Annotated in this window: 23 protein-coding genes; 11 read left to right on the forward strand and 12 right to left on the reverse strand. The window is 71.6% G+C overall.

The genetic code is table 11. The features are described from left to right. Window positions 1–123: 123 nt before the first annotated feature. On the forward strand, window positions 124–2946 hold the full coding sequence (locus ABZU43_RS26070; protein ID WP_355009093.1) for a BTAD domain-containing putative transcriptional regulator: 2823 nt from the start codon (window positions 124–126) through the stop codon (window positions 2944–2946). Here ABZU43_RS26070 and ABZU43_RS26075 read toward each other — a convergent pair. After that, window positions 2924–4303 (reverse strand): nitrilase-related carbon-nitrogen hydrolase, encoded by a 1380-nt coding sequence (locus ABZU43_RS26075; protein ID WP_355009094.1) that lies wholly within the window; start codon window positions 4301–4303, stop codon window positions 2924–2926. The two genes, ABZU43_RS26070 and ABZU43_RS26075, sit on opposite strands and share 23 nt — an antisense overlap. A 109-nt stretch (window positions 4304–4412) precedes the next feature. Between ABZU43_RS26075 and ABZU43_RS26080 the strand changes: the two genes are divergently transcribed. Beyond that, window positions 4413–5522 (forward strand): sensor histidine kinase, encoded by a 1110-nt coding sequence (locus tag ABZU43_RS26080; RefSeq protein ID WP_355009095.1) that lies wholly within the window; start codon window positions 4413–4415, stop codon window positions 5520–5522. Then, on the forward strand, window positions 5522–6175 hold the full coding sequence (locus tag ABZU43_RS26085; protein ID WP_355009096.1) for a response regulator transcription factor: 654 nt from the start codon (window positions 5522–5524) through the stop codon (window positions 6173–6175). The genes ABZU43_RS26080 and ABZU43_RS26085 overlap by 1 nt, the downstream gene beginning before the upstream one ends. A 56-nt stretch (window positions 6176–6231) precedes the next feature. Here the strand turns inward: ABZU43_RS26085 and htpG are convergent, their stop codons facing one another. Continuing rightward, complete coding sequence (gene htpG, locus ABZU43_RS26090; RefSeq protein ID WP_355009097.1) at window positions 6232–8160, reverse strand: molecular chaperone HtpG; 1929 nt, start codon at window positions 8158–8160, stop codon at window positions 6232–6234. A gap of 149 nt (window positions 8161–8309) precedes the next feature. On the opposite strand from htpG, the gene ABZU43_RS26095 reads away from it, so the two are divergent. Beyond that, a complete protein-coding gene (locus ABZU43_RS26095) occupies window positions 8310–9008 on the forward strand; it encodes an SDR family oxidoreductase (protein ID WP_355009098.1) in 699 nt (232 codons plus the stop codon). Window positions 9009–9086: 78 nt separating this feature from the next. On the opposite strand, the gene ABZU43_RS26100 is transcribed toward ABZU43_RS26095, so the two are convergent. Further along, entirely contained in the window at window positions 9087–10538 is a 1452-nt protein-coding gene (locus ABZU43_RS26100) for a M28 family peptidase (protein WP_355009099.1), read from the reverse strand. Window positions 10539–10740: 202 nt separating this feature from the next. On the opposite strand from ABZU43_RS26100, the gene ABZU43_RS26105 reads away from it, so the two are divergent. Continuing rightward, window positions 10741–13518, forward strand: coding sequence for an ATP-binding protein (locus ABZU43_RS26105; protein WP_355009100.1), 2778 nt, complete (start codon window positions 10741–10743; stop codon window positions 13516–13518). 14 nt (window positions 13519–13532) lie between these two features. Here the strand turns inward: ABZU43_RS26105 and ABZU43_RS26110 are convergent, their stop codons facing one another. Next, window positions 13533–14291, reverse strand: coding sequence for a hypothetical protein (locus ABZU43_RS26110; RefSeq protein ID WP_355009101.1), 759 nt, complete (start codon window positions 14289–14291; stop codon window positions 13533–13535). After that, on the reverse strand, window positions 14288–14800 hold the full coding sequence (locus tag ABZU43_RS26115) for a SigE family RNA polymerase sigma factor (RefSeq protein ID WP_355009102.1): 513 nt from the start codon (window positions 14798–14800) through the stop codon (window positions 14288–14290). The genes ABZU43_RS26110 and ABZU43_RS26115 overlap by 4 nt, the downstream gene beginning before the upstream one ends. A gap of 138 nt (window positions 14801–14938) precedes the next feature. Between ABZU43_RS26115 and ABZU43_RS26120 the strand changes: the two genes are divergently transcribed. Continuing rightward, window positions 14939–15769 (forward strand): DUF3152 domain-containing protein, encoded by an 831-nt coding sequence (locus ABZU43_RS26120; protein WP_355009103.1) that lies wholly within the window; start codon window positions 14939–14941, stop codon window positions 15767–15769. A 13-nt stretch (window positions 15770–15782) separates the two neighbouring features. Here the strand turns inward: ABZU43_RS26120 and ABZU43_RS26125 are convergent, their stop codons facing one another. Next, window positions 15783–16430 carry a hypothetical protein gene (locus ABZU43_RS26125; protein ID WP_355009104.1) on the reverse strand — a complete coding sequence of 216 codons (648 nt, stop codon included), beginning with the start codon at window positions 16428–16430 and terminating at the stop codon, window positions 15783–15785. Between the two features lie 165 nt (window positions 16431–16595). Between ABZU43_RS26125 and ABZU43_RS26130 the strand changes: the two genes are divergently transcribed. From ABZU43_RS26130 to ABZU43_RS26140, 3 genes are read left to right on the forward strand one after another with little or no spacing between them, the layout of a single operon-like run. After that, window positions 16596–17639, forward strand: a complete 1044-nt coding sequence (locus ABZU43_RS26130; protein WP_355009105.1) for a hypothetical protein — start codon at window positions 16596–16598, stop codon at window positions 17637–17639. 21 nt (window positions 17640–17660) lie between these two features. Then, complete coding sequence (locus ABZU43_RS26135) at window positions 17661–18065, forward strand: YbaB/EbfC family nucleoid-associated protein (protein WP_355009106.1); 405 nt, start codon at window positions 17661–17663, stop codon at window positions 18063–18065. 23 nt (window positions 18066–18088) lie between these two features. Then, complete coding sequence (locus tag ABZU43_RS26140) at window positions 18089–18715, forward strand: hypothetical protein (RefSeq protein ID WP_355009107.1); 627 nt, start codon at window positions 18089–18091, stop codon at window positions 18713–18715. A gap of 59 nt (window positions 18716–18774) precedes the next feature. On the opposite strand, the gene ABZU43_RS26145 is transcribed toward ABZU43_RS26140, so the two are convergent. Continuing rightward, window positions 18775–19956 carry a snapalysin family zinc-dependent metalloprotease gene (locus ABZU43_RS26145; RefSeq protein WP_355009108.1) on the reverse strand — a complete coding sequence of 394 codons (1182 nt, stop codon included), beginning with the start codon at window positions 19954–19956 and terminating at the stop codon, window positions 18775–18777. A 299-nt stretch (window positions 19957–20255) separates the two neighbouring features. Between ABZU43_RS26145 and ABZU43_RS26150 the strand changes: the two genes are divergently transcribed. Further along, entirely contained in the window at window positions 20256–20819 is a 564-nt protein-coding gene (locus tag ABZU43_RS26150) for a hypothetical protein (RefSeq protein WP_355009109.1), read from the forward strand. Window positions 20820–20882: 63 nt separating this feature from the next. Here the strand turns inward: ABZU43_RS26150 and ABZU43_RS26155 are convergent, their stop codons facing one another. The 5 genes from ABZU43_RS26155 to ABZU43_RS26175 all read right to left on the reverse strand — a co-directional run bounded on the left by ABZU43_RS26155 (window position 20883) and on the right by ABZU43_RS26175 (window position 24016). After that, window positions 20883–21461 (reverse strand): dihydrofolate reductase family protein, encoded by a 579-nt coding sequence (locus ABZU43_RS26155; RefSeq protein WP_355009110.1) that lies wholly within the window; start codon window positions 21459–21461, stop codon window positions 20883–20885. Further along, window positions 21461–22657: an RNA polymerase sigma factor gene (locus tag ABZU43_RS26160; RefSeq protein ID WP_355009111.1), complete on the reverse strand. Its 1197-nt coding sequence runs from the start codon at window positions 22655–22657 to the stop codon at window positions 21461–21463. The genes ABZU43_RS26155 and ABZU43_RS26160 overlap by 1 nt, the downstream gene beginning before the upstream one ends. A gap of 20 nt (window positions 22658–22677) precedes the next feature. Beyond that, window positions 22678–23031, reverse strand: a complete 354-nt coding sequence (locus ABZU43_RS26165) for a YciI family protein (RefSeq protein WP_355009112.1) — start codon at window positions 23029–23031, stop codon at window positions 22678–22680. A gap of 43 nt (window positions 23032–23074) precedes the next feature. Continuing rightward, window positions 23075–23488 carry a DUF6069 family protein gene (locus ABZU43_RS26170; protein WP_355009113.1) on the reverse strand — a complete coding sequence of 138 codons (414 nt, stop codon included), beginning with the start codon at window positions 23486–23488 and terminating at the stop codon, window positions 23075–23077. A 213-nt stretch (window positions 23489–23701) separates the two neighbouring features. After that, complete coding sequence (locus ABZU43_RS26175) at window positions 23702–24016, reverse strand: L-rhamnose mutarotase (RefSeq protein ID WP_355009114.1); 315 nt, start codon at window positions 24014–24016, stop codon at window positions 23702–23704. A gap of 166 nt (window positions 24017–24182) precedes the next feature. Between ABZU43_RS26175 and ABZU43_RS26180 the strand changes: the two genes are divergently transcribed. Beyond that, window positions 24183–24863 (forward strand): response regulator transcription factor, encoded by a 681-nt coding sequence (locus tag ABZU43_RS26180; protein ID WP_355009115.1) that lies wholly within the window; start codon window positions 24183–24185, stop codon window positions 24861–24863. Window positions 24864–24869 lie beyond the last annotated feature (6 nt).

Genomic DNA, 24869 nt, shown 5'->3' on the forward strand with positions numbered 1-24869 from the left:
ATTGAGAGATGTCGCTGTGCCTACGATGATCTGCGCGGTAGGTCGACGGATTCCTGCCGGAACCTCAATCCGGTCGCGGTTGCCGGCTTGGCCGACCGGCGGCACGGGGGCGAGCGGCGGTTCATGGAGATTCGGATCCTCGGGCCCGTCGAGGTGTGGACGGACGGCCAGCTGATCGACGCGGGAGCGGCCCGGCAACGCGCCGTCCTCGCCGCGCTGGCGGTCGACGTGGGCCGGCCGGTTCGCGCGGAATCCCTGGTGGATCGGGTGTGGGGTGACTCCCCGCCGCCGCGGGTTCGGCACAACCTGCACGTCTACCTCGCTCGGATCCGCAGGGTGCTGACCACCGCCGGGGCTTCGGACGCGCTGGTCCGCCGCTCCGGTGGGTACCTGCTGGACCTGCCGCCGGAGACTGTCGACGGCCACCACTTCGACGCGCTGCGGCGGCGGGCCGACGAACTGTCCGACGCCGACCCGGAGCAAGCGGAGCTGCTGCGCCGGGCGCTGGCTCTGTGGCGTGGCGAGCCGCTGGCCGGCGTGCCCGGTGAGTGGGCGGCCCGGATCCGACAGGACTGGCACCGTCGGCACATCGACAGCGTCGTGCAGTGGGCCCGCGGCACGCTTCGCCGGGGTGATCCGGATGCCGTGATCGACCCGTTGACCCGGCTCGCCGACGACCACCCGCTCGACGAACCGGTCGCCGCCGCGTTGTTGCGCGCGCTGGCCGCCGCCGGACGGGGCGCACAGGCCCTGGCGTACTACGCCCGCTTACGGGAACGGTTGGCCGATGCGCTCGGTGCGGACCCGAGCGCGGAACTTCGCCAGGTGCACCAGGCCATCCTGCGCGGTGAGGTCACCGTGCCGGCGCCCCGCGCCGAACCCGCTCGGACACCGGGCGCGGCCGGTCCCGTCGCGCGGCCGACCCCAGCCCACCCGGTCCCGGCGCAGTTGCCGTCGGACGTCCGGGGCTTCGCGGGACGGGAGGCGGAGCTGGTTCGACTGAGCGCCCTGCGGGCGAATGCCGAGGCGCATCCCGGCGCCGTGCCGGTGGCGGTGCTCTCCGGACTGGCTGGGGTGGGCAAGACGGCGCTGGCCGTGCACTGGGCCCACCGGGTGGTCGAGAGTTTCCCCGACGGGCAGCTCTACGCCAACCTTGAGGGCTACAGCCATGGTGGCGTGGTGCGCAGTGCGGAGCAGGTGGTGCGCGGCTTTCTCGCGGCGCTCGGTGTGTCGCCCCGGGAACTGCCGTTCGACCCGCAGGAGCAGACAGCGCTCTATCGGAGCCTGCTGGCCGGTCGACGCATGCTGGTGTTGCTGGACAACGCCCGGGACGCCGCGCAGGTCCGGCCGCTGCTACCCGGGTCCGCCCACTGCCTGGTGCTGGTGACGAGCCGGGACCGGCTGACCGGCCTGGTGGCCACCGAGGGCGCCGAGCCGTTGGTGCTGGATCTGCTCACCGCCGGGGACGCGGCCGCTCTGCTGCACGCGCGGATCGGGGTGCGGGCCGAGAGGGAACGAGCTGCCATCGGCGAGTTGGTCGGGCTCTGTGACCGGCTGCCGTTGGCGCTGGTCGTGGTGGCGGCCCGGGCGGTGGTCCGGCCACAGCTCTCCCTGGCCGAGCTGGGCGCGCAGTTGCGCACCGACGGGGGTCTGGACGGGTTGGACGCCGGCGACCCCGCCAGCAGCGTACGCACGGCACTGTCCTGGTCGTACCGCCTGCTGACCGACCCGACGGCCCGGCTGTTCCGGCTGGTCGGCGGCAGCACGGACCTGACAATCAGTACGGCGGCCGGGGCCAGCCTCGCCGGCGTCGAGCGCCGCCAGGTCCGGGCGGCGTTCGCCGAACTCGCCGACGCGCACCTGGTGCTGGAGCGTGGTCCGGACCGGTACGGGATGCACGACCTGCTGCGGGCCTTCGCGGCCGAGCTTTCCGGCGAGCAGGACCGGACCGGCGACCGGGCTGAGGCGCGGGGTCGGCTCTTCGACCACTACCTGCACAGCGCGCACGCTGCTGCCGTGCTGCTGCACCCACACTGGGACCCGATCGCGCTGCCGCCAGCTGTCACCGGGGTCCGACCGGAGAAGATCAGCGATCACGACGAGGCTGCGGCGTGGTTCACCCGGGAGCGGGAGGTGCTGATCGCACTGGTCGATCGGTGCGCGGCCGGCGGGTTCGAACGGCACGCCTGGCAACTGGCCTGGAGTTTGACCATCTTTCTGGACCGGCAGGGCGGCTGGCACGACCAACTGGCGGTGCAACGTACGGCGCTGGTCGCCGCGCGGAGCGGTGGCGACTCGGCCGGGCAGGCGCACGCGCACCGCAGTCTGGCCCGGGCCCAGGCCCGGCTGGGCCAGCTCGACGAGGCACCCGGTCAGCTTCAGCGGGCACTGGAGCTCTTCCGGGGCCTCGACGACCCGGCCAACCAGGGGCACACCTGCCTGGACCTGGCCGAAATGGCCGACCGGCAGGGCCGGCGCGCAGAGGTGGTCCAGCACGCGGAGGCGGCGCTGACGTTGTACCGCACCGCCGGACACCGGTACGGGCAGGCGATGGCGTTGAACGCGATCGGTTGGTACCGCGCCCAACTGGGTGAGCACGATGCCGCGATCGAGGCGTGTCGGCAGGGCCTGGCGCTGTTGCGGGAGTTCGACGACCGCCAGGGTGAGGCACCGACCTGGGACACTCTCGGGTACGCGCAGCACCGGGCGGGGCGACCGGCGGAGGCGGTCGGCTCGTACCGGCACGCGGTGGAGCTGTACCGGGAGTTCCGGGACCGGTACTACGAGGCGGACACGCTCGGGCACCTGGCCGAGGCGCAGGCCGAGGCCGGCGATCCGGCCGGGGCGGCCCGGAGCTGGCGGGCGGCGTTGCGCCTCCTCGACGACCTCGGGCACCCGGACGCGGAGCGCATCCGTCGTCGGCTCACGGACGCCGACCGGCCGTGACCGGCCGGCGGCTCCCGACGACGGCGACGACCAGCAGGATCACTGACAGGAACGGAAACCAGTCTCCCGTACGCGAATAGACAGTGCGCCACCCTGCCGTCGGCGCGGCGCTGACCAACAACTCAGCGTCACCGGCGGTGGCCTCACCCAGCATCCTGCCGCCGGGGTCGGTGACCGTCGGACGGCCGAACGCCGCGGCCCGCACCACGACGAGGCCGTTCTCCACGCCCCGGACCAGCGCCATCCGACCGTGCAGCCAGCCATCGGAGGTGAAGTCCAGGGCGGGAACGAGCAGCACCGAGGCGCCCTGCGCCCGATACCGCCGGACCAGGCCGGGATAGTCGAGGTCCTTGCAGATCGCGACGCCGAACCGCCCCTCGACGAGCACCTCGCCGTCACCCGGCGTCAGCCAGTCTTCCAGGCCCGGGATGAGATGCTGCTTCTCGTACGTCGCGACGGTCCCACCGGGTTCGAGTACCAGCGCGACGTTGCTCGCCCGGTCTGCCCGTTGCCGCACCGCGCCGACGACGACCTGAGCGTCGGCCTGGCGGAGCGCGGCCACGAGCACGGGCATCGTCGTGTCCGACACGGCGAACACCTTCTCCGGCAGCACGACGATGCGTGCCCCACGGGCAACCAGACCTTTGACCCGTGCGGCGTAACGGGTGAGCAGGTCACGGCCGGGCGGCTCGTCGATCGGGAGCCCGTCCTCGGGTTGCCGTAGGGCCACCAGGCCGACGGTCACCCGCTCGGCCTGGTTGGGGGAACGGCTCAGCGACCAGGCCGACCACCCGCCGGCGCCGAGCAGGAGGACGAGCAGGCAGGTCAGGGCGGGGCGTGTGCTCGCGCGCAGGGCGGCGAGGGCGACAGGGACGGCGAGCAGCAGGTAGGTGACGCCCCAGACTCCGGTGAGCGCGGTCAGCTGGATGACCGGGCGGATGTCGGCCTGGGTGTAGGCGAGGCTCCACCAGGCGCCATGCGGCAGCAAGCGGGACGCGGCGTACTCCCCCAGCACCCAGAGCGAGGGCACCGCGAGGACGGCGAGGACCGTTCGTCCGCGCAGCAGCAGTGCGCGGGCGAGCAGGACCGTTCCGGTCGCCAGACCGACGCCGAGCAGGACCACACCGGCGACCACGGGGACCGGTAGTCGCAGGGTGCCGAGGTAGTAGCCGAGCACGCCGCCCTGACCGATCGACCAGGCGAGGGCGGTCGCGCAGAGCGCGGTGCGCGGGCGTACCCGCGTCGAGGCGAGGATCAGCGGGAGCGGGGCGAGCCAGGTCAGCGCGGGGACAGGGTGCAACCCGGTGCCACCGAACCAGAGCAGGCCACTGAGGAGCGTGGCGAGGATCGTCATCATGTGTCGAGCGTGTGGCGCGGGCGGCCGGGACGGATCGCCCGGTGAGCCGGGATCGATCTGGTCCCGTGGAGGGAGGCGTCGGCTCGCCGGGTCGGACGATACTGCGGACGTGAAGCGGTACGTCAATCTCGCCGTCACCGTGGCTGCCGTAGCCGCGACGGTGCTGCCCGCCCTGCTCGGCGGGCCACATGCCTGGTGGGTGCTTCCGCTCGCGGTCGCGTCGTCGGTGCCGGTGCTGTGGCGGGACCGGGCGTTGCTCCGGGTCGCCCTCCTCGTGGGCGTCGCCACGACCGTCTCCGCCTCGCTCGGCGCTCCCCCACTGCTGCCGGTCGGACCGCTGGTCTGCCTCTACACGTTCGCGGCGCGCGCATCCCTGCCGATCCGCCTGCTCGGCGTCGCGCTCACCGCCGCCGGCCTGCTGGTCTCGCTGCTCTACCCCCGCCCGGACGTGGAGGTGCTGCGTTACCTGTCGGTCGCCTACCTCTTCGCGTACGCGTTGGGCACCAGCACCCGGGCCCGCCGAACCCAGGCCGCGGCCCTCGCCGAACGTGATCGTCGCGTCGCCGGTGAACGTACGGCGGCGGTGCTGCGCGAGCGCACCCGCATCGCCCGCGACCTGCACGACATCCTGACCCACGCGGTCGGTGTCATGATCGTCCAGGCGGAGGCGGGTCCGCTGCTGGTCCGCCACCAACCGGATCGCGCCGATGCCACGTTCGCCACCATCGCCGCCACCGGCAGGGACGCGGTCGTTCAGCTCCGCCGCGCGGTCGGCAGCCTGTACGAACCCGCCGACCAACCACTCGACCAGCCGGGTCTGGACCATCTTCCCGTCCTCGTCGAGCGGGTCCGTGCCGCCGGCCTCGACGCGGTGCTCACCGTCTCGCCGTCCGGAGGTGCCGTCGCGCCACCGCCCCCGGACGTCGGGGTGGCCGCCTATCGGATCGTGCAGGAGTCCCTCACCAACGTGGTGCGGCATGCCGGTGCCCGATCGGTTCGCGTGCGACTGGACCACGCGGCGAACTCGCTGACGGTGTCGGTCACCGATGACGGCCGCGGCCACCAGGCGTCCGAGAGCAGCCGGCCCGGGTACGGGATCGTCGGCATGCGCGAGCGCGCCCACGCCTGCGGCGGCACTCTGCGCACCGGCCCGGCCTCCGACGGTCACGGCTTCACGGTGACCGCCACCCTGCCGCTGCCGGCACCGGCGGTGGTCTGATGGTGCGGGTGGTGCTCGCCGATGACCAGGATCTTTTCCGGGCGGGGTTCGCCACCATCCTCGGCGCCGAGCCGGACATCGAGGTGGTCGCCGAGGCCGCCGACGGCGCGGCGGCCGTGCGGGCCGCCCGCGAACACCGTCCCGACGTCGTCCTGATGGACATGCGAATGCCCGTCCTCGACGGTGTCGCCGCGACCCGCCAGGTCTGCGCGCTCACCCCGAGCCGGGTCCTCGCCCTGACCATGTTCGACAGCGACGACTACCTGTACGCGGCCCTGCGGGCCGGGGCCAGCGGCTTCCTGCTCAAGGACGCTCCCCGAGCCGACCTGGTGAACGCGGTCCGTGTGGTCGCGGCCGGGGACGCGCTGCTCGCTCCCGCCGTGACCGCCCGGGTGATCGGCGAACTGCACCGGCGCGGCCATCCGGACCCGGCCCGGGCCGCCGCGGTGACCGCCCTGACCGCGCGGGAGACGGACGTGCTGCGCCTGATCGCGGCTGGTCTGTCCAACGCCGAGATCGCCGCCCACCACCACCTCAGCGAGCACACGGTGAAGACCCACGTCGGCAACCTGCTCACCAAACTGCACCTGCGCGATCGCGCTCAGGCGGTGATGATCGCCTACGAGTCGGGCCTGGTGATTCCCGGCCAGTGACGGGGCCGGCCGGCGGGCCCGCTGCTCGGGCGGGCCGCCGGCCGGCGGTATTCCAGTTAGAGGGTGCGCGCCAGCCGGTCGGCGAGCGTCCGGGTGAAGCGGGCCGGGTCGGTCAGCTCACCGCCCTCGGCGAGCACCGCCAGGCCGTAGAGCAGCTCGGCGGTCTCGGTCAGAGCGGTGGCGTCGCTGCCCTGCTCGTGGGCCTTGCGCAGCCCGGACACCAGCGGGTGACCGGGGTTGATCTCCAGGATCCGCTTGGTGGTGGGGATCTCGTGCCCCATCGCCCGGTACATCTTCTCCAGGGTCGGGGTGAGGTCGTGGGCGTCGCCGACGACGCAGGCCGGTGAGGTGGTCAGCCGCGACGACAGGCGGACCTCCCGGACGCTGTCGGTGAGGGTGGTCCCCAGCCAGTCGAGCAGCCCGGCGAACTCCTGTCGCTGCTGCTCGCGCTCGGCCTCGGCCTGCTGCTTCTCCTCGTCGGTGTCCAGGTCGATCTCGCCCTTGGCGATCGAGCGCAGTGGGCGACCGTCGTACGTGCCGACCCGCTCGACCCACACCTCGTCGACCTGGTCGGTGAGGAGCAGCACCTCGTGCCCCTTGGCCCGGAACGCCTCCAGGTGCGGCGAGTTCTCGATGGCGGCCCGGGACTCGCCGGTGGCGTACCAGATGTCGGTCTGGCCGTCCTTCATCCGCGACACGTAGCCGGCCAGGTCGGTTGGCTCGTCCGGGTCGTTTGTGGAGTTCACCGACAGGATGTCCAGCAGGGTGTCCCGGTTGTCGGTGTCGTCGATCAGCCCTTCCTTGACCACGGCGCCGAACTCGGTCCAGAAGGTGCGGTAGCGCTCGGCGTGGTTGGCCTTGAGGTCCTTGACCGTGGCGAGGACCTTCTTGACCAGGCGGCGGCGCACGATCTGGATCTGCCGGTCCTGCTGGAGGATCTCCCGGGAGATGTTCAGTGACAGGTCGTGCGCGTCGACCACGCCCTTGACGAAGCGAAGGTAGGTCGGGACCAGCGCCTCGCAGTCGTCCATGATGAAGACGCGCTTGACGTAGAGCTGGACGCCCCGGCGGCCCTGCGGGGAGAACAGGTCCAGTGGGGCGTGGCTGGGCAGGAAGAGCAGCGCCTCGTACTCGAAGGTGCCCTCGCCCTTCATGTGCACGACCTCGAGCGGGTCGGCCCAGTCGTGGCTGACGTGCTTGTAGAACTCGTTGTACTCGGCGGCGTCGACCTCGTCGCGGGGCCGCGCCCAGAGGGCCTTCATCGAGTTGAGGGTCTGCACCTCGCTGGTGGCGGGCTCACCCTCGGCGCCGGGGCGCTCGACTGTCATCCGGATCGGCCAGGCGATGAAGTCGGAGTAGCGCTTGACGATCTCGCGGACGGTCCACTCGGCGGTGTAGTCGTGCAGGTTGTCCTCGGTGTCGGCCGGCTTGAGGTGCAGCGTCACAGTGGTGCCCTGCGGCGCCTCGTCGACCGCCTCGATCGAGTAGGTGCCCTCGCCGGTGGACTCCCAGCGGGTGCCGCCGGTCTCGCCGGCCTTGCGGGTCAGCAGGGTGACCCGGTCGGCGACCATGAACGCGGCGTAGAAACCGACGCCGAACTGCCCGATGAGGTCCTGCTTGGCGTGGGCGTCGGCGGACTCGCGCAGTTGGCGCAGCAGCTCGGCGGTGCCCGACTTGGCGATCGTGCCGATCAGCGTGACGACCTCGTCGCGGGTCATCCCGATGCCGTTGTCGCGCACGGTGAGGGTGCGGGCGTCGCGGTCGATCTCCAGGGCGACGTGCAGGTCGTCGGTGTCGGCGACGAGGTCCTTGTCGACGAGGGTGGCCAGCCGGAGCTTGTCCAGGGCGTCGGACGCGTTCGAGATGAGTTCCCGCAGGAAGACGTCCTTGTTCGAATAGATCGAGTGGACCACCAACTGGAGGAGCTGACGCGCCTCGGCCTGGAACTCCAACGTTTCGGCCTGGTTGCTCACACCGTCTCCCATCTCGGCTCGTACGGAGGTTCGCGGAAAGGATACGAGTCGTCACCGCTTGGGGTGTGGGCGCGTCCGGGTCGTATTCCCGATCCCGTCGACCACCGCCGTGACATAGCTGACTTTGCTTAACAGAAGTCAGGCCGGATAGCGTGACGGCCATGAAGATCGCTGGAAGCACCGCCCTCGTCACCGGCGCCAACCGTGGCCTCGGCCGACACCTGGCCGCCGAACTCCTCGCCCGGGGCGCCACCGTCTACGCCGGCGCCCGCAACCCCGACAGCGTCGACCTGCCCGGCGTGACGCCGGTCCGCCTCGACATCACCGACCCCGCCTCGGTGGCCGCCGCCGCCGAGCTGGCCGGCGGCGTGAACCTGCTGATCAACAACGCTGGCATCGACACCCGGACCGACCTGCTCGACGGCGACCTGGACCTCGTCCGGCTGGAGTTGGAGACCCACTACATCGGCACCCTGTCGACGATCCGGGCGTTCGCGCCGGTCATCGCCGGCAATGGCGGCGGAACCATCCTCAACGTGCTCTCCGTCCTGTCCTGGGTGAACTTCCCCCTGCACGGGTCGTATGGTGCCGCCAAGTCCGCCGAGTGGGCGATGACGAACGCGCTGCGCCTCCAGCTCGCCGAGCGGGACGTCCGCGTCGCCGGCCTGCACGTCGGCTACCTGGACACCGACATGGCCGCGACCATCACCGGCCCCAAGTCTGACCCCGCCTCGATCGCCCGGCTCGCGGTCGACGGCATCGAGGCCGACGCCTACGAGATCGTCGCCGACGACGTCAGCCGGCGGGTGCAGGCCGGGTTCCCCGGCGGCGTCGCCGCGCTCTACCCACAGCTCCCCTGACCCCCGACTCCCCTGACCCACGACGTGACGGGCCGCCGCCGGACGCTGCCGGCGGCGGCCCTTCTTCGGGGTACGCGGTCAGCTCGCCACCAGCGTCACGTCGTCGATCACGAAGCTGGTCTGCAACGACGAGTCCTCGGTGCCGGTGAAGCGCAGCGTCACCGTCTGCCCGGCGAACCCGGCCACCGAGAAGCTGCGCTGGACGTAGCCGGACGCCCTGTTCAGATTCGAGTACGTCGCCAGCGTGGTCGACCCCACCTGCACGGTGAGCCGGTCGTACACCGTTGAGCTGGTGGTCTCGGCCGTGTCGATGTGCAGCCAGAAGGACAGCGTGTAGCTGGCGCACCCGGCCGGCAGTGTCACCGACTGCGTCAGGCTCTCGGTGCCGCTGCGGCCGTTGCCGTTGAGCCACGCCTTGTACGACCCGGTCCGGGCCGGCTGGGCGCTGGCGTTGGTGATCACGCCGGAGGACGCGGTCCACGGCGTGCTGCCGCTCTCGAAGCCACCGTTTCCGACCACCTGGCCGCCGGTGCAGGACGGGGTGCCGCCGCTCACGGCGAGCTGCCACAGCGCGTACGCGACCCCGTCGGCCGCGCGGTTCAGCACCGTGGCGCTGACGTTGGCGGTGGTGTCGCAGGACCGGTGGTAGCAGGGGTCGTACGCGGAGTTGGCGGTGCCACCCCACTTGGCCGCCTGGGAACTGGTCTTGCGGGCGCTGGCCCCGGCGGCGTAGCCCGAGGTGGGGATGCCGGCCTGCTGGAAGTAGTAGTCGTCGGAGCGGCCCTGACCCTCGACGTTCTCCTCCGGTTGCAGGCCCAACGAGTCCCAGTACGCCTTCAGCGGAGCCGCAGTGGTCGAGGTGACCCGGTTGATGAAGTAGCCGCCGTTTGTCGAGCCGACCATGTCGAAGTTGTAGTAACCCTTGATGTAACCGCGCTGGGTGGTAGTGAGCGAGTTGACGTAGAACCGGGAGCCGTTGAGCCCCTGCTCCTCGTCGGTCCACCAGGCGAACCGCACCTTCTTCGTCATGGTCGGGTTCTGCGCGGCCAGGACCAGTGCGTTCTCCAGCAGGGTCGACGAGCCGGTGGCGTTGTCGTTGATGCCCGGACCGGCCGAGACGCCGTCCAGGTGCGCTCCGAACATGACCACCTGGTCGGTCGGGCCGCCGGGCCACTCGGCGATCAGGTTGTTCGAGGGGTACGTGCAGCTGGAGCAGTACTGCTCGCTGACGGTGTAGCCGGCCGACTGGAGCCTGGTCTTCACGTAGTTGAGCGAGGCGGTGTAGCCGGCCGAGCCGGCCCGCCGGTTGCCACCGTTGCTGGTCGCGATGCTGTTGAACTGGGTCAGGTGCGCCTGGACGTTGGTGACGGAGATGTCCGGCGCGGCCAACGCGGCGGCGGACGCGGCGATCGGCCGGGCCTCCGTCATCGTGGCCATGGGCGACGCGGCTACCGGCTGGGCAGCCAGCGTCACCGTCATTCCGGCGAACACGGCAAGCGCGATTCCCGCGCTCAGCGTTCTGCCTTTCATGGGGGCTCCTCGGGGTTGGAGAGATACCCGAGACACTGACAGATCTCTATTTCTTGAGCATCGGTCGTTCGTCCCGAACCGCCGCCGGTTCGACGGTGGGTACCGGCGTCGGCACAGGTGAGTAGAGGTGTCAGGATGGGTAGGTAACACGGAAGGGGTCGTCGGGCCCGGAACGGGGGCTTGCGATGGGGTCGGATCGAGCGTGACGCGACCCAGCACTGACCTGTTCCTCGGCGGCGGCGACACCGGGCTGTTGATGGCCCGACTGGACTGGGCCGACACCCCGCTGGGCCCGGTCGGCGGCTGGCCGCAGAGCCTGCGCGCCGCCGTACGGATGGTGCTCTCTTCCCGGTACCCCATGCTGCTGCTCTGGGGTGAGAGCTACTCCCAGCTCTACAACGACGCGTACTCGGCGCTGATCGGCGACAAGCACCCCGCCGCGCTCGGCGACGACGTACGGGTGACGCTGGCCGAGGGCTGGCCCGTACTCGCCCCGCTGATCGAGGAGGCCATGGCGACCGGGGTGGCCAGCTGGGTCCCCGCGCTGCAACTACTGCTGGAGCGGGCCGGCTACCGCGAGGAGGCGTACTTCAGCGTCTCGCACGCCCCGGCCCGCGACGACGACGGCCGCACCGTCGGCGTCCTGACCGTGTGCAGCGAGGTCACCCAGCAGGTGATCGGCGAACGCCGGCTCCGCCTCCTGCGTGACCTGTCAGTGCTCGGCGACGGGCGCACCGTCGACGTGGACGCCACCGCCGCCCGGCTGATCGACGTGATCGACGGCCACCCCCTGGACGTGCCGTTCGCCGCCATCTACCTGCGCGACGGCACGGCGCTGCGCCGGGTCGGCTGCACCGGCGGCGACCACCGGCACGCTCGGGCCCTGCCGGACGCCGTCGAGCTGACCGACCCGGGCCCGCCTTCGTACACCTGGGGGCTGACGGACGCCGCCGAGGGCCGGGCTACCCCGGTGACCGACGTCGCCGACCGGCTGCCGCTGCCCGCCGGCCCGTGGAACGACCCGGTCCGCACCGCGCTGGCGCTGCCGCTGCCCTCCGCCGACGAGGATCAGCCGCTCGGCGTCCTGCTCGCCGGGGTCAGCCCCAGCCGAGGGCTCGACGAGGCGTACCACTCCTTTCACCGACTGCTCGCCCAGCAGATCTCCGTGGCGTTGCGAAACGCCCGCGAGTACGAGGAGGAGCGGCGCCGGGTCGAGGCGATGGCGGAACTGGACCGGGTCAAGACCGACTTCTTCGCCAACGTCAGCCACGAGTTCCGTACCCCGTTGACCCTCATCCTCGGCCCGCTGACCGACGCCCTCACTGACGCCACCGCGCCGTTGGCGGCGGTGCAGCGGGAGCGGGTGGAGACCGGCTGGCGTAACGCCACCCGACTGTTGACGCTGGTCAACAGCCTGCTCACCTTCTCCAGCCTGGAGGCCGGGCGGGCGCGCAGCGACGCCCGGATGGTGGATCTGGCCGCGCTGACCGCCGAACTCGCCGGGGTGTTCCGGGCCGCCGTCGAGCGGGCCGGGCTGACCCTCGAGGTGAGCTGTCCGCCGCTGCCCCGGCCGGTCGCGGTCGACCCGGTCAACTGGGAACGCATCGTCACGAACCTGCTCTCCAACGCGCTGAAGTACACGTTCATCGGCCGTATCCGGGTCACCCTGGACACCGACGACGAGGGGGTACGCCTCACCGTCGCGGACACCGGCATCGGCATCGCGGAACGGGACCTGCCGAAACTCTTCGAACGCTTCCACCGGGTGCAGGGCGCCCGCTCGCGCAGTCATGAGGGCACCGGCATCGGCCTGGCCCTGGTGCACGAACTGGCCCGGCTGGAGGGCGGCGACGTGCGCGTGACCAGCCAGGTGGGCGTCGGCAGCAGGTTCACCGTGACGCTGCCCTGGTCGGCGGCGCACCGCACTGCGATCACCGGGCCGGCGGTGGACGGGCGGGGTGACGCGGCCCGCGCCGCAGTCGCGGAGACGATGGGCTGGCTCACCGAACCGGACGACGCGCCGACCGAGCCCGATCCCACGTCCGGGGCGGCCACCGACGAGCTGGCCGGGGCCCGGATCCTGCTCGCCGACGACAACGCCGACATGCGGGCGTACCTCACCCGGCTGCTCACCGGGCAGGGCTGGCGGGTGCGGGCCGTCACCGACGGCCGGCAGGCCCTCGACGAGATTCACCGTGATCTGCCCGACCTGGTCCTGACCGACGTGATGATGCCGGTGCTGGACGGCTTCGACCTGGTGCGCCGACTACGCGCCGACCCGACGACCCGGGCGCTGCCGGTGCTGGTGCTGTCCGCCCGTGCGGGTGGGGAGGCCAGCGTGGAGGGCCTGAGCCTGGGTGCCGACGACTACGTGGTCAAACCGTTCGCCGCAGCCGAGTTGATCGCCCGGATCAGGGCCAGCATCCGCCGAGCCGGCGACCGTACCCCTGCCGTGGCCGTCGTCGGCGACCCTCCGGCGGTCGCTGCCGCAGCTCCCCCGGCCCGAACCGCCCCGGTCGGTCCCGGCACGCCGAGCCCGACGGTCGACCCCGTCCGCGACGCGGTCGTCATCGAGCCGGCGCCGGCCGAGCCCGACGGGCTGGGCGACCTTTTGGACGTCGGGTGGACATTCCCGTCCGCGCCGACCTCGGCCGCCGCGATGCGTCGGGACGTCCGGGGCGCGCTGGTCGAGCTGGACGTCGACCCGGACGTGCTGGAAGATCTCCTGCTCGCCGCCTCCGAGGCTGTGAACAACGCCGTCGAGCACGCACAGCGACCCAGGCGTCCAGAGGTACGGGTGCGCGTCCAGGTGGGTGGCGGGCTGATCCGGATCTCGATTCGGGACTTCGGTACCTGGCGGGACCGCCGGCCGGCGATGGACCGGGGACGCGGCGCGCTGCTGATGAACGCCTACGGTGACGTGCGGCTGGTCTCCACTGCCGACGGGACGACGGTGACCATCGAGCGTCGGCTGGCCTGAGCGGCAGCAGCGCGTCAGAGTCGGCGGCCGCTGGCGTCGTGGGCGACGATGCCGTCCAGCCGCTCCCCCGGACTGAGCTGCGCCGGGTCGAACCAGAAGATCATCACCTGCTTGTCGGCGCTCCATGGCACCACTCGGGCATCGACCTGCCGATCGTCGACGGTGCCGATGATCCGCTTGGCGGGGCCGACGAAGTAGCCGAAGGTGGGCACCGGCGCGGCAGCGCCCTCGTCGTAGCCGATCTGGTGGAACCCGGCGCTGCGGTCACTGCCGCGGACGTCGTTGACCAGGATGTCCGTGCTCAGCGAGCCGTCCGGAGCCTGACGACCGGCGGCCAGACCGATCGACACCTTGGGTTCGCCGGGCACGGACACCGACACGAAGTAGTAGACCCGCCGGTCGGCGCCGTGCCGCACCTGGGAGTCCACGATCTGGCCCATCGGCTTCGGCTGCGGCACGTCGCGGCCCACCGTCGGTGGCAGCGTGGAGCCCGGCGACTTCTCCGCCCGCGGCGAGACACCGACCGACGGTGGAGCGACGGCGACCGGCTGCGGGCGCTCAATCGGCGCCGGATCGCCCGGCCCGGACGCGCCGACAGCCACCACGACGACCACGGCGGCCAGGCCGGTCGCGAACGTCGCCGCCCCGGCTCCGGCGACGCGTCGACGGGTACGCAGCCGACGTCCCTCGCGCATCACGGTGGCCAGATCGAGCACGGCGTCGGGGCGCTCGGTCGCCCGCATGGCGTCGCGGAGCCGTTCCAGCTCGCTCATCGGCGCGCCCTCTCGTCGGCCGTGCGGGGCGCGGCGGTGCGCAACTTCTCCAAAGCTCGCGAGCTGGTGCTCTTGACCGTGCCGACGGATACGGAAAGTTCCCGGGCCACCTGCGCCTCGGGCAGGTCGAAGTAGTAGCGCAGGACGACGATGGCGCGCTCCCGCGGGCTGAGCGCGCCGAGGATGGTGATCAACCAGCGCCGGGTGGCCACGTCGTCTGCCACGTCGTCTGCCACGTCGCCACGCCGTTGCTCCGGCACCTCGTCGGTCGGGTACTCCCGCATCGGCCGTCGCCACCCGTCGACCAGATGGTTGACCAGCGTGCGGCGGGCGTACCCGTAGGCGTCGTCGTCGTGGATGCGCGACCACGACGCGTAGGTGCGCACCAGCGCGGTCTGCGCGGCGTCCTCGGCCTGGTGGTGGTCACCCGTCATCAGGAACGCGGCGTGCACCAGTCGCGCGGAAGCCGCCCGCGCGAACTCGACGAAATCGGCGTCACCCCGCGCCACCGCGAACCCTCCCCGTGCCACAGAGCCAGAGACGGGCGAGGTCGGCAAAAGGTTGAGCGCTGGGTCACATCAACTTTTCGCCACTGTCACCCGTCTTCTCCTCCGCGCCGCCGCCGAGCGACGCGCGAGGGGAGAGACATGTCGACGAAGGTTACCCGCCGCTGGGGTCCCGCCTCGATGGCGTCACTGCTGGTGGTGGCGCTGCTCACCGGGTGCGGCCTGCCCGCCGCCGGGCAACCCGCCACCGACCCGGTCGCCGCCGCGCCGCCGCCCGGTGGACCGGCGACATCCGTCGTGCGGCCGACCGTGGCCGCCGAGGTCCGACCCAGTTCCGCGCCCGTCATCGGAGTCAGCTACCCCGCCACCGGCGGCAACCGCTGGTCGGTGGCGCCCGGCGAGACGGCCCCCGGACGCGCGACGGCCGGCAGTTTACTGCGCTACCGGGTCGCCGTGGAGCGCGACATCCGGGGCCTGCCGGCCAAGGACATCGCCACGGCGATCACCGCGACGTTGAACGACCCACGCGGGTGGACGGCGGGTGGGGCGTGGCGGTTGCGCCGGGTCGGTGCCGGCGAACCGACCGACTTCACCATCTACCTGGCGACCCCCGGCACCCGCGACACCCTCTGCCAGGACGTGCCGGACGCCTACACCTCCTGCCGCAACGGCGGCCGGGTGGTGCTCAACGTGGCGCGCTGGGTCAAGGGGGTGCCGGGTTACGGCGCGACACTGGAGACCTACCGGCAGTACATGGTCAACCACGAGGTGGGGCACAAACTCGGGCACGGCCACGAACGGTGCCCCGGGCGGGGCCGGCCGGCGCCGGTGATGCAGCAGCAGACGCTGGGCCTGCACGGCTGCACCGCGAACGCCTGGCCGTACCCGAAGGGCAAGGCCCGCTACAGCGGGCCGGTCGGGGCCTACGACGACGCGGTCCCCCGGCGGGAGGGCGCCTACTCGGCATCATGAGGACGGCATGCCGTCAGGTACGGCGGCGACGCTCCTGCTCGAGGCGCTCGTCCTGCCGGCCCATCTCGTAGATGGCGTTGAGGCTGGTCGGCAGTCGACTGACGTTGTCCGGCACCGGGCCGGGATCCGGCGCCGGCCCGGAGTCCGGCACCGGACCGGGGTCGGGTGCGGCGGCGGGGGCCGGTGCCCGGCGGCGCAGGAGCAGCAGTGCCAGCACCGCGAGGACCGCCACGACCAGCAGGTACGACGCGGGTGGCCAGGCATTCCGGGTGGGGTTGGCCAGGGCCGGCGGCGGCGTCGGTGCGGGGGTGTCGCCGTCGCGCCAGGGCACGGCGGCCTCGCGGGTGCCGGTGCCCTCGCCGGCGGTGCGGCGATCCGGTGCGGCGGGAGCGGGGACGCCGCTCGTCGTCCCGGCCGGCCCGGGGATCGCGACGGGTTTCACCGGGCTGGGCTGACCGGCGACCGGTGGCCGACTCGGCGTGGCCGCCGCGGTGGGAGTGGCGCTCGGCGTCGGAGCGGCACTCGGCGTGTCGCCGCCGAGCAGGTCGTCGACGATCTGGCCGACGCCGCCGACGATGTCACCGAGCGGGTTCGAGGTGGTCGACGGGGACGGCGCGGGCGCGAGGGCGAGGGCCAGCGCGAGGACGACTACGGTAGGCATGACGCCACCTCCGATGTGCCGATATGCCACGCACCGTACCGCGTAGTGGGATCGCGTGGGTGACACCGCACACCGGGGCGACGAACGCGTGTCACGTTCGAGGACAGCCGGCTGCGCCCTCCTCGCCTACGATGCCAGGAACGCGGCGGGCAGCGAGGGGGCGGCATGGTCGATTTCGCGGTGGACCCGGTTGACATTCGCGAGCGTGCGCGAACCCTCGGCACCACGATCGCTGAGGACTACGCGACCGAGGCGGACGAGTTCGCCCGCAACTCCGCCATCGATGCGCCCGGCTTCGGCATCGCGTTGTCGCCGGTGGAGGCGCTCTACATCCAGCGCGTCGAATTCCTCGTGAAGGACGTGCGGGGTGCTGCGGACGTGTGCCGGCAGATCGGCGAGAAACTCGGCGTCGTCGCGGATCAGTACGAGCGCGCGGAGAACCTGCACGTGGGTGGGTTTGGTGGCACGCCGGTGCCGACGAGCAGTTTCGGCGATGCCTACGGCAAGACCAGTGCTGCCCAGCTCGCCCAGGATCCGGCGCTGCTCGTCGCCGCTGGTGCCTCGATCACGCTGGCGGAGATTGGCGCGATCATGGCTGGCCTGTCGGCCTGCGCCGCGCTGTGCCCGACGTTCATCGTCGGCGTGACCGGCGCGGCCCTGTTCGTGGCCAACCCCGTCGGTATCGCCCAGGCCGGTGCCGATCTGATTCGGCACGGCGACAATCTGCAGAAGGCGCTCAACGCGAACTTCGACAAGATCTGCTCGGCGGCGACCGCGACCTGGAAGGGCCAGGGCAAGGACAGCTTCGTCATCATGTCGACCAAGCTCAAGGCGCATCTCGACGAGCTTGGCGCATACATCCGCACCCTCGGCGAGACCCTGCACTCTCTGGATATCGCCCTCACCGGTCTGTGGCTCGCCCTGGGTGCGATGGCGGGGCCGTTCCTGGTCTGGCTGATCACCATGCGCGCCGCCCAACTCGTACCCTTTGCCGCACCCGCGCTGGAGCCGATCATCCAGGTGTCCGGCGCCGCTATGGCCGGCTCCGTCACCACCATGATCGCCGGCGCGACCGCGCTGGGCAGCCTGGTCCTGGCGCTCATCAACGGGCTCGCCAAGGATTTTCTCAAGCTGATGGCGCTGCCGGACGACGGTGCGGCGGGCACACCGGACCTGACCGAGTTCCGCGTCGGCGACAACTTCGCCTGACCTCCGCCACAAGGAGCCTTCGTGATCGACCCAGACGTGCAACGCCGGATCGAGGGAATGGCCGAGCAGGCGACCCGGTTCGCCGCCGCCACGCAGAACCTCACCGGCGAGGGCACCGACGACGCGGAGCTGGTGCGCGCGACGTGCGACGCGAGCGGTCGCCTCGTCGACATCGACCTGGCGGCGGGCACCCGACGGATGCAGACCTACGAGCTGCGGGAGGCGATTCTTGCCGCCGCTGGCCGGGCCGCCGACGCGGCCAGCGCCAGCCTGGCGGACGCGGTCTCGCAGGTCACTCAGAGCACCGACATGTACGGCGCCGACGCAGTACGGCAGGCTCAGGAACAGGTCGCCCAGTACCGGCGGCTCGTCGACGCGCAGCGGGACAAACTCGAGCAGCTGCGCGCCGGCCTCGGCCAGCCGTGAGCACCGGGGCGCCAGAGCTGCGCATGCGTCGACGCCTGCTGCGGGTGCTCGGCACGCTGCGACCGATCAGGGCCGGCTATCAGATGCGCCCGGTGACTGTCGGCGGGGTCTTCGGTGTGGCCGTCGCCGCGCTCCTGGCTCCCTTTGTGACCGCGCCGCTGGCCTCCCAGGTGCCGTGGCTGCCGTTCGCCGCCGCGCCGGCCGTGGTGGTGGCCGCCCCCCTGCTGTTGCTGATGGTGAATATCGGTGCCGTCACCTGGTATGGCGGCGGCGCCGGGCTTCCGATGTTGTCGGTCACCGACGGAGAGGTCCGCGGCCGACTGCGCGGAGTGTGGGCCGATGAGCTGGCCGACGCCGACCCGGATGACCCGGCGTGGTGGGACCTGCGGCTGCCGGTCCGTGCGCTCAGCGGCGTTCGCGTGGAGCGCGACAGCCCCGGAGGCCCGCTCCTCGTCCTCGACCTGCCACCCGCGGCAGCGGAGGCGCTGACAGCGAACGCTGACACGCAGAAGCTCGCCGAGCACTGGCGCAGCAGCGTCGACAGCCCCGCCGCGTGGCAGATCGGTCTCTTCGAGGGGCGGTTTCGCCGCGCGCGCCGCCTCCGGGAGTTCCTGGAGGCACTCGCCGCCGCAGGTGGCCCGGTCCCCTAGAGCACGCGCCGAGGGCGGAGGTCGCCTGTCGCGTCCTCCGCCCGCAGCGTCCGAGCTGGTCAGACGGGTAGGCCGCCGACCTGGGTGTTGATCCAGGACCGGATGGACGGCAGGTCGACGTAGATGGACGGGCCGGTGGCGCAGGTGGAGTTGTTGTTGCCGGCCCGGCTCGTGGCGCCGATCAGGTTCCACACTCCGTTGACCCGGCGCACCTGCGGGCCACCGGAGTCGCCGTAGCAGGCGCCGGAGTTTCCGTTGGTGTTGTTGGTGCAGATCTCGTACGGGCCGTTGATGCCGGAGCACCGGCTGTCGGCCACAATGGACGTGTCGAGCTCGTTGGCCACGGTCGGGGCCGAACCGCAGCCCCGCGGGGCGCAGGTCTGACCCCAGCCGATGATCCGGGTGGCGGTGCCGACCGCGCCGGAGGTGCTCGGGATCGGGGCCGGCGCGTACGTGACCGAGCTGGCCAGTTGCAGCAGCTTCACGTCGACACTCGGGTGGTTGACCGCCCGGGTCACCCGCACCACGGTCCCGCCGCTGGAACGGTTGACGCTGCCCACCCGCACCGAGGACGGCGTCGAACAGTGCTTGGCGGTGACCGCCCAGTTGCCCTTGATCAGCGTGCCGGTGCAGCCGGAGACGTACACCATGAAGGGGTAGTTCTCGGTGGCCGGCCGGCCACCGACCACCAACGGGGCGATGTCCGAGTCGCCGTTCCAGGTGTACGTCGTGCTGGCCGGCGCGGCCAGGGTGCCGGCGAACAGCGAGTTCACCCGGCTCGCCTCGGCGGCGCTGGGGTTGGCGTTGCGGCAGGAGACCGGTGCGCTGCTACCGGACATCAGGTCGGAGCAGAGGCCGGTGCGCCGGTCCGGCAGGCCCAGGATGTGGCCGACTTCGTGGGTGGCAATGCGGGTGCGGTCGTAGCCCTGGTTGACGGCCGTGCGGCCCATCCAGATCCGGCCCGAGCCGAGGCCGGTCGGCTGCGCGCGGGGCCAGCCGTCGTCGACGTAGATGGTGATGCTGGCCGGGGTGCCGGCCAGGAGTCGGACGTTGCTGACCCGGCTGTTCCAGATCTGCGCCGCCTGGTCGAAGTTGGTGCGGAACTCGCCGGTCCGGCTCGCGTCGTAGTAGACGGTCCGGACGGCGGCGGCCGGCGTGCCGGTGGCGAGCTGCATCCCGGCCGCCGCCAGGATCGCCACCAGCATGGCCATCGCCGCGCGTCTCAGTTGTCCTCGGAACATCGGGTACTCCCCTGCTGTCGTCCGGCGGCCGTCAGCCGTCGGTCATCGATGTATGCCGATATTAATGTGACGGCGGTCGATGTTCGGCATAGCGGAAGCGTCATACCGGCGGCGGATCAGTGCCTATCAGTTGCCGAGCACCAGGCGTCCGCCGACCTGGCTGACGGTCAAACCGCCTGCCGTTACTCGGCGGTTACGTCACAGCGAAGCTCCTGTGCCGGGGCAGGACGACGGTGGCGGCAGAGGGTCACCGGCAGCGCCGCCGCGACGTGACCCCGGTACCGAACGGAGAAACCACAATGAGGATCAGGAGCACACTGACGGCGTTGACGGTCGTCCTCGCCGGGCTGGTCGCCAGCGCGGGCAGCAGCGCCGCCGAGGGCACCACGACCACAGCGGCGTACTGCGGGATCACCTGGGGCAGCGCGGAGAAGGCGGCCGGCGCGCTGAGCGACGCCCCGCTGATCGATGTGCGCACCGGCCGGCACGACTGCTACGACCGGGTCGTCTTCGAGTTCAACGGCCCGGTCGACGGCTACGCGGTCGGCTACGGCGAGACGTGGACCGAGGGCGAAGGGCTGGCGCTGTCGCCGTACACCGCCGGCGGGGCGCTGCTGCGGGTCTCGCTGCGGGCCCCGGCGTACGACGACGACCACCTGGGCACCCTGCCCTACGCGGTCGGCGAGCACGTGGCGAATCTGCTGCGCTACGAGACGCTGCGCGACGTGGTCTTCGGCGGCAGCTTCGAGGGCTACAGCACCTTCGCCGTCGGCGTACGGGCGCGGTTGCCGTTCCGGGTGCTCGTGCTCGCCGGTCCCGGCACCCACAGCCGGGTGGTGCTCGACGTCGCCCACCAGTGGTGACCGGAACCGGCCGACCCGCCTGGCCATTCGCCGGACGCGGCGGATGGCCAGGCGACGCGCGACTCACACGTGCAGGGTGGGCCGGTAGAGGAGTTCCTGGGTGCGACCGTCGAGGGTCCGGCTCTCGATCAACTCCAGGTCGAAGTCGGCCGCTCCCTGGAAGATCGGCTCGGTACCGGTCTGCCCCGTGATCACCGGGAAGAGGGTCACCTGGACGAGATCGACCAGTCCGGCGGCCATCAGCGCCCGGTTCAACGACAGGCTGCCGTGCGATCGCAGGGGGACGGCGGACTCCTCCTTGAGCCGGGCGACGACGTCGACCGCGTCACCGCGCACGACAGCCCCGTCCGGCCAGTCGAGGGGGCCTTCCAGCGAGTTCGACACCACTGTCGCCGGGAGGCTCCTCATCCGGGTCACCCAGGCGTCGCGGACCTCGGACTCCTCGGTGCTCGCGGCCAGCATCTGCGCGAACACCCGGCACGTGTTGGCCCCGAAGACCATGCGCTGATCCACGCTGTAGACGGACAGGCGGTGCGCGAGCAGTTCAGGGCCCTGCTTTCCCCAGTAGCCGCCCCAGTTTCCACTGGTGGTGCCGAAGCCGTCGAGGCTGGAAAAGACGTCGACGGTGTAGGTGGCGGTCATCATGCTCTCCGTTCACTGGTGAGTTCGTTGCGACGGGTCTCCAGGTAGGCCCGCTCGGTCGCGTTGGTGGCCAGAGCCGCGGCCTGTTCGTAGGCGACTCGGGCCTCGTCGTTGTGTCCGAGCCGGGCGAGCAGTTCGGCTCGGGTGGCGGGCAGCCGGTGGTAGCCCGGTAGGTCGATGCCCTCCAGCGCGGCGAGGGCCACCGCCGGCCCGTGCACCTCGGCAACGGCGACCGCTCGGTTGAGCGCCACGACAGGGTTTGGCGCGAGCGTGAGGAGTTGGTCGTACAGTGCCAGGACCTGCGGCCAGTCGGTTGCGGCGCCGTCGGTGTGCACGGCGCTGATCGCGGCCTGGATCTGGTACGGGCCGGGCCGGTTGCGGCGCAGGCATCGGCGGACCAGGTCATGGCCCTCGGTGATGAGCTGCCGGTTCCACAGTGACCGGTCCTGGTCGGCCAGCAGCACCAGGTCGCCGGTCGGGCCGAGCCGGGCCGGGCGGCGCGCCTCGGTCAGCAGCAGCAGGGCGAGAAGGCCCAGGGCCTCGGGCTCGTCGGGCATCAACGCGGCGAGTTCACGGGCCAGCCGGATCGCCTCGGCGCACAGGTCCGTTCTGATCAACGGGCCGGCGGTGGAGGCGTAGCCCTCGTTGAACATCAGGTAGAGCACGGTGAGGACGGGCGGCAGCCGGTCCGGCAGCTCATGTTCGGCCGGTACCCGGTACGGGATGGCGGCGTCGCGGATCTTCCTCTTGGCGCGCACGATCCGCTGGGCGACGGTCGCCTCCTGAACCAGGTAGGCGCGGGCGATCTCCGGTACGTCGAGACCGCCCAGCAGACGCAGGGTGAGCGCCGTCCGCGCCTCCGGGGCCAGCGCCGGGTGACAGCAGGTGAAGATGAGTCGCAGCTGGTCGTCCCGCACCGGTCCCACCTCCGAGGGATCATCCTGGTGATACAGCAGCAGGGCCTGAGCGTGGCGGGCCTCGCGGGTCGACTCCCGGCGAAGACGGTCGACGGCACGGTTGCGTGCGGTGGTCACGATCCAGGCGCCCGGGTTCGGCGGCAGTGTCCGCCACTTCTGCAGCGCCGTGGTGAAGGCGTCCTGGACGGCCTCCTCGGCGAGGTTGATGTCACCGAGGAGGCGGGCCAGGGTGGCGACGCAGCGGCCGTACTCCGCGCGGTAGATGCTCGCCAGGTCCATGTCGGAAGACCGGCTGCCGGTCAGGCCTGGGACAGGTCGTCGAAGGGGCGCACCTCGACCGGGCCACAGGCCGCCGCGCACCTTTCGGCCCAGGCCAGCGCCGCGTCCAGGTCCGCGCACCTGATGACCCAGAACCCGGCGATGTGCTCCTTCGTCTCGGCGAACGGTCCGTCGCTCATGGCGGTGGTGCCGTTCTCGACCCGGACGACGGTGGCGCTCTCCGGCGAGGTGAGTCCCCCGCCGAAGACCCAGGCGCCCGCGGCCTGCATGTCGTCGTTGATCCGGCCGGTCTCCCTGAACATGGTCTGCGTTTCCTCGTCGGACGGCGTCGGCGCGCCCTCGAGGAAGTGCACGGACAGCAGGTACTGCTTCATGACGATCCTCCGGTACCTCGATGGATGGTGCGATGGGTGCAGGTCAGGCGGCCAGGCGGCGCGCGACGGCGGGGATCACGATCGCGGCCGCGACCAGGTGGGTGAGCATCAGCAGCGCCTTGGTGGCCGTCCCGGCGTCGGCGATCACGTCCGGCACCAGGGACAGGACCGTCAGCACCACGGTCGTGCGGACGAACGTGACCCGGGGGCGCCGGGCGAAACGGGCCAGCACACCGGCGATCAGCACACCGATCAGCGAGAAGACGGCGGTCAGCACACCGAACCCCGTCACGGGGATCGGGGCGCCGCCCAGCGCGAGGCTGATCCCGGCCAGGTGTCCGACGGCGGCGACGGCCGTGGTGGCGACGCTCGCCGCGACAGTGGCGGCGACACCGGTCCGGATCAGCGCACCGACGTTCGGCGTGGTGGCGCGGGTCGTGTTCGCAGTGGCGGTCATCGTGCCCTCCAGTGGGTGTGCGGCCCGTTCCGATGCCGGGCTCTCACCAGGGCTACGAACCGAACCGTTCCCAATCGACAGCACGCCCAGAATTTTTGTCAGCGATTTTCGAGGCGAACTCCCCGCCTCGCCGATCATGGAGTTGTGGTGGGCGACAAAGCGACCGCCGGTCCCCGAAACGGGCACCACAACTCCATGATCGACACCGTCGACCTAAGCCTCGTCGGCCAGGTGCCAGACCTCGCGCATCGGGGCCCACCAGTCCCCCGAGCCGGGCTCGGCGATCGACTCCTGACACGGGTCGGTCAGCTTCCACCACTCCTGCGTCTGCGGGTCCGCCTCGATCAGCCGCAGGTCGGCCTCGTAGTCCTCGCCCACGTACTCGTAGTAGCCGAAGAGCAGATCGTCGTGGAGGAAGATGGTGTAGTTGCGGAAGTTCGCCTCGCGCAGCGTCTTCTCCACGCTCGGCCAGACGGCCGCGTGCAACCTCAGGTAGGTCTCCCGCTGCTCGGGGCGGAGTCGGATCACGCAGCCATGACGTTTCACGTCGTGCCCTTTCGTGTGAGCTGGTTCAGGGGTGCCAAAAGCACCTGACGGTAGCGGTTCGGCGGCGCCCGGAGGGGGGCCAGCCGGCCGCCGATGTCGGCCGTTCCGCCAGGACTACGCACTGTGGCGCCGGGTCTACCCTCGGGTGATGGAGGGCCGCGTGTTGGTGGTCGAGGACGACTTCTCGATCCGGGAGGTCACCGCCCTCGGTCTGCGCCGCGCCGGTTTCCGGGTCGACACCGCAGTGGACGGGCGGCAGGCTCTGGCCGCGTTCCGCGCCCACCCGGTCGACCTCATCGTGCTCGACATCATGCTGCCGGGCCTCGACGGTCTGGAGGTCTGCCGGGAGATCCGGCGCACCAGCCAGGTGCCGATCCTGATGCTGACCGCGCGCACCGACACCATCGACGTGGTGGTCGGGCTGGAGTGCGGCGCGGACGACTATCTGCGCAAGCCCTTCGACCTGCCCGAGCTGGTGGCCCGCGTTCGCTCGGTGCTGCGCAGGGTCAGCCTGCCGACCCCCTCGACCGTCATCGAGGTCGGCGGTCTGGAGATCGACCCGGGCGGCTTCGTGGTCCGCCGGCACGGCCGGGAGGTGGCGCTCACCTCCACCGAGTTCCGCCTCCTCCTGGAGCTGGCCCGCCGGCCCGGCCAGGTCTTCACCCGGGAGCTGCTGCTGGACCTGGTCTGGAACCACGACTTCCTCGGCGACTCCCGACTGGTCGACGTGGCGGTGCAGCGGCTACGCGCGAAGGTCGAGGACGACCCGGCGCAGCCACTGCTGATCCGGACCGTACGTGGCGCCGGCTACAAACTGTCGACGGGCTGACGGGGG

The sequence above is a fragment of the Micromonospora sp. NPDC005205 genome, assembly GCF_040608275.1.
Lineage (GTDB): Bacteria > Actinomycetota > Actinomycetes > Mycobacteriales > Micromonosporaceae > Micromonospora.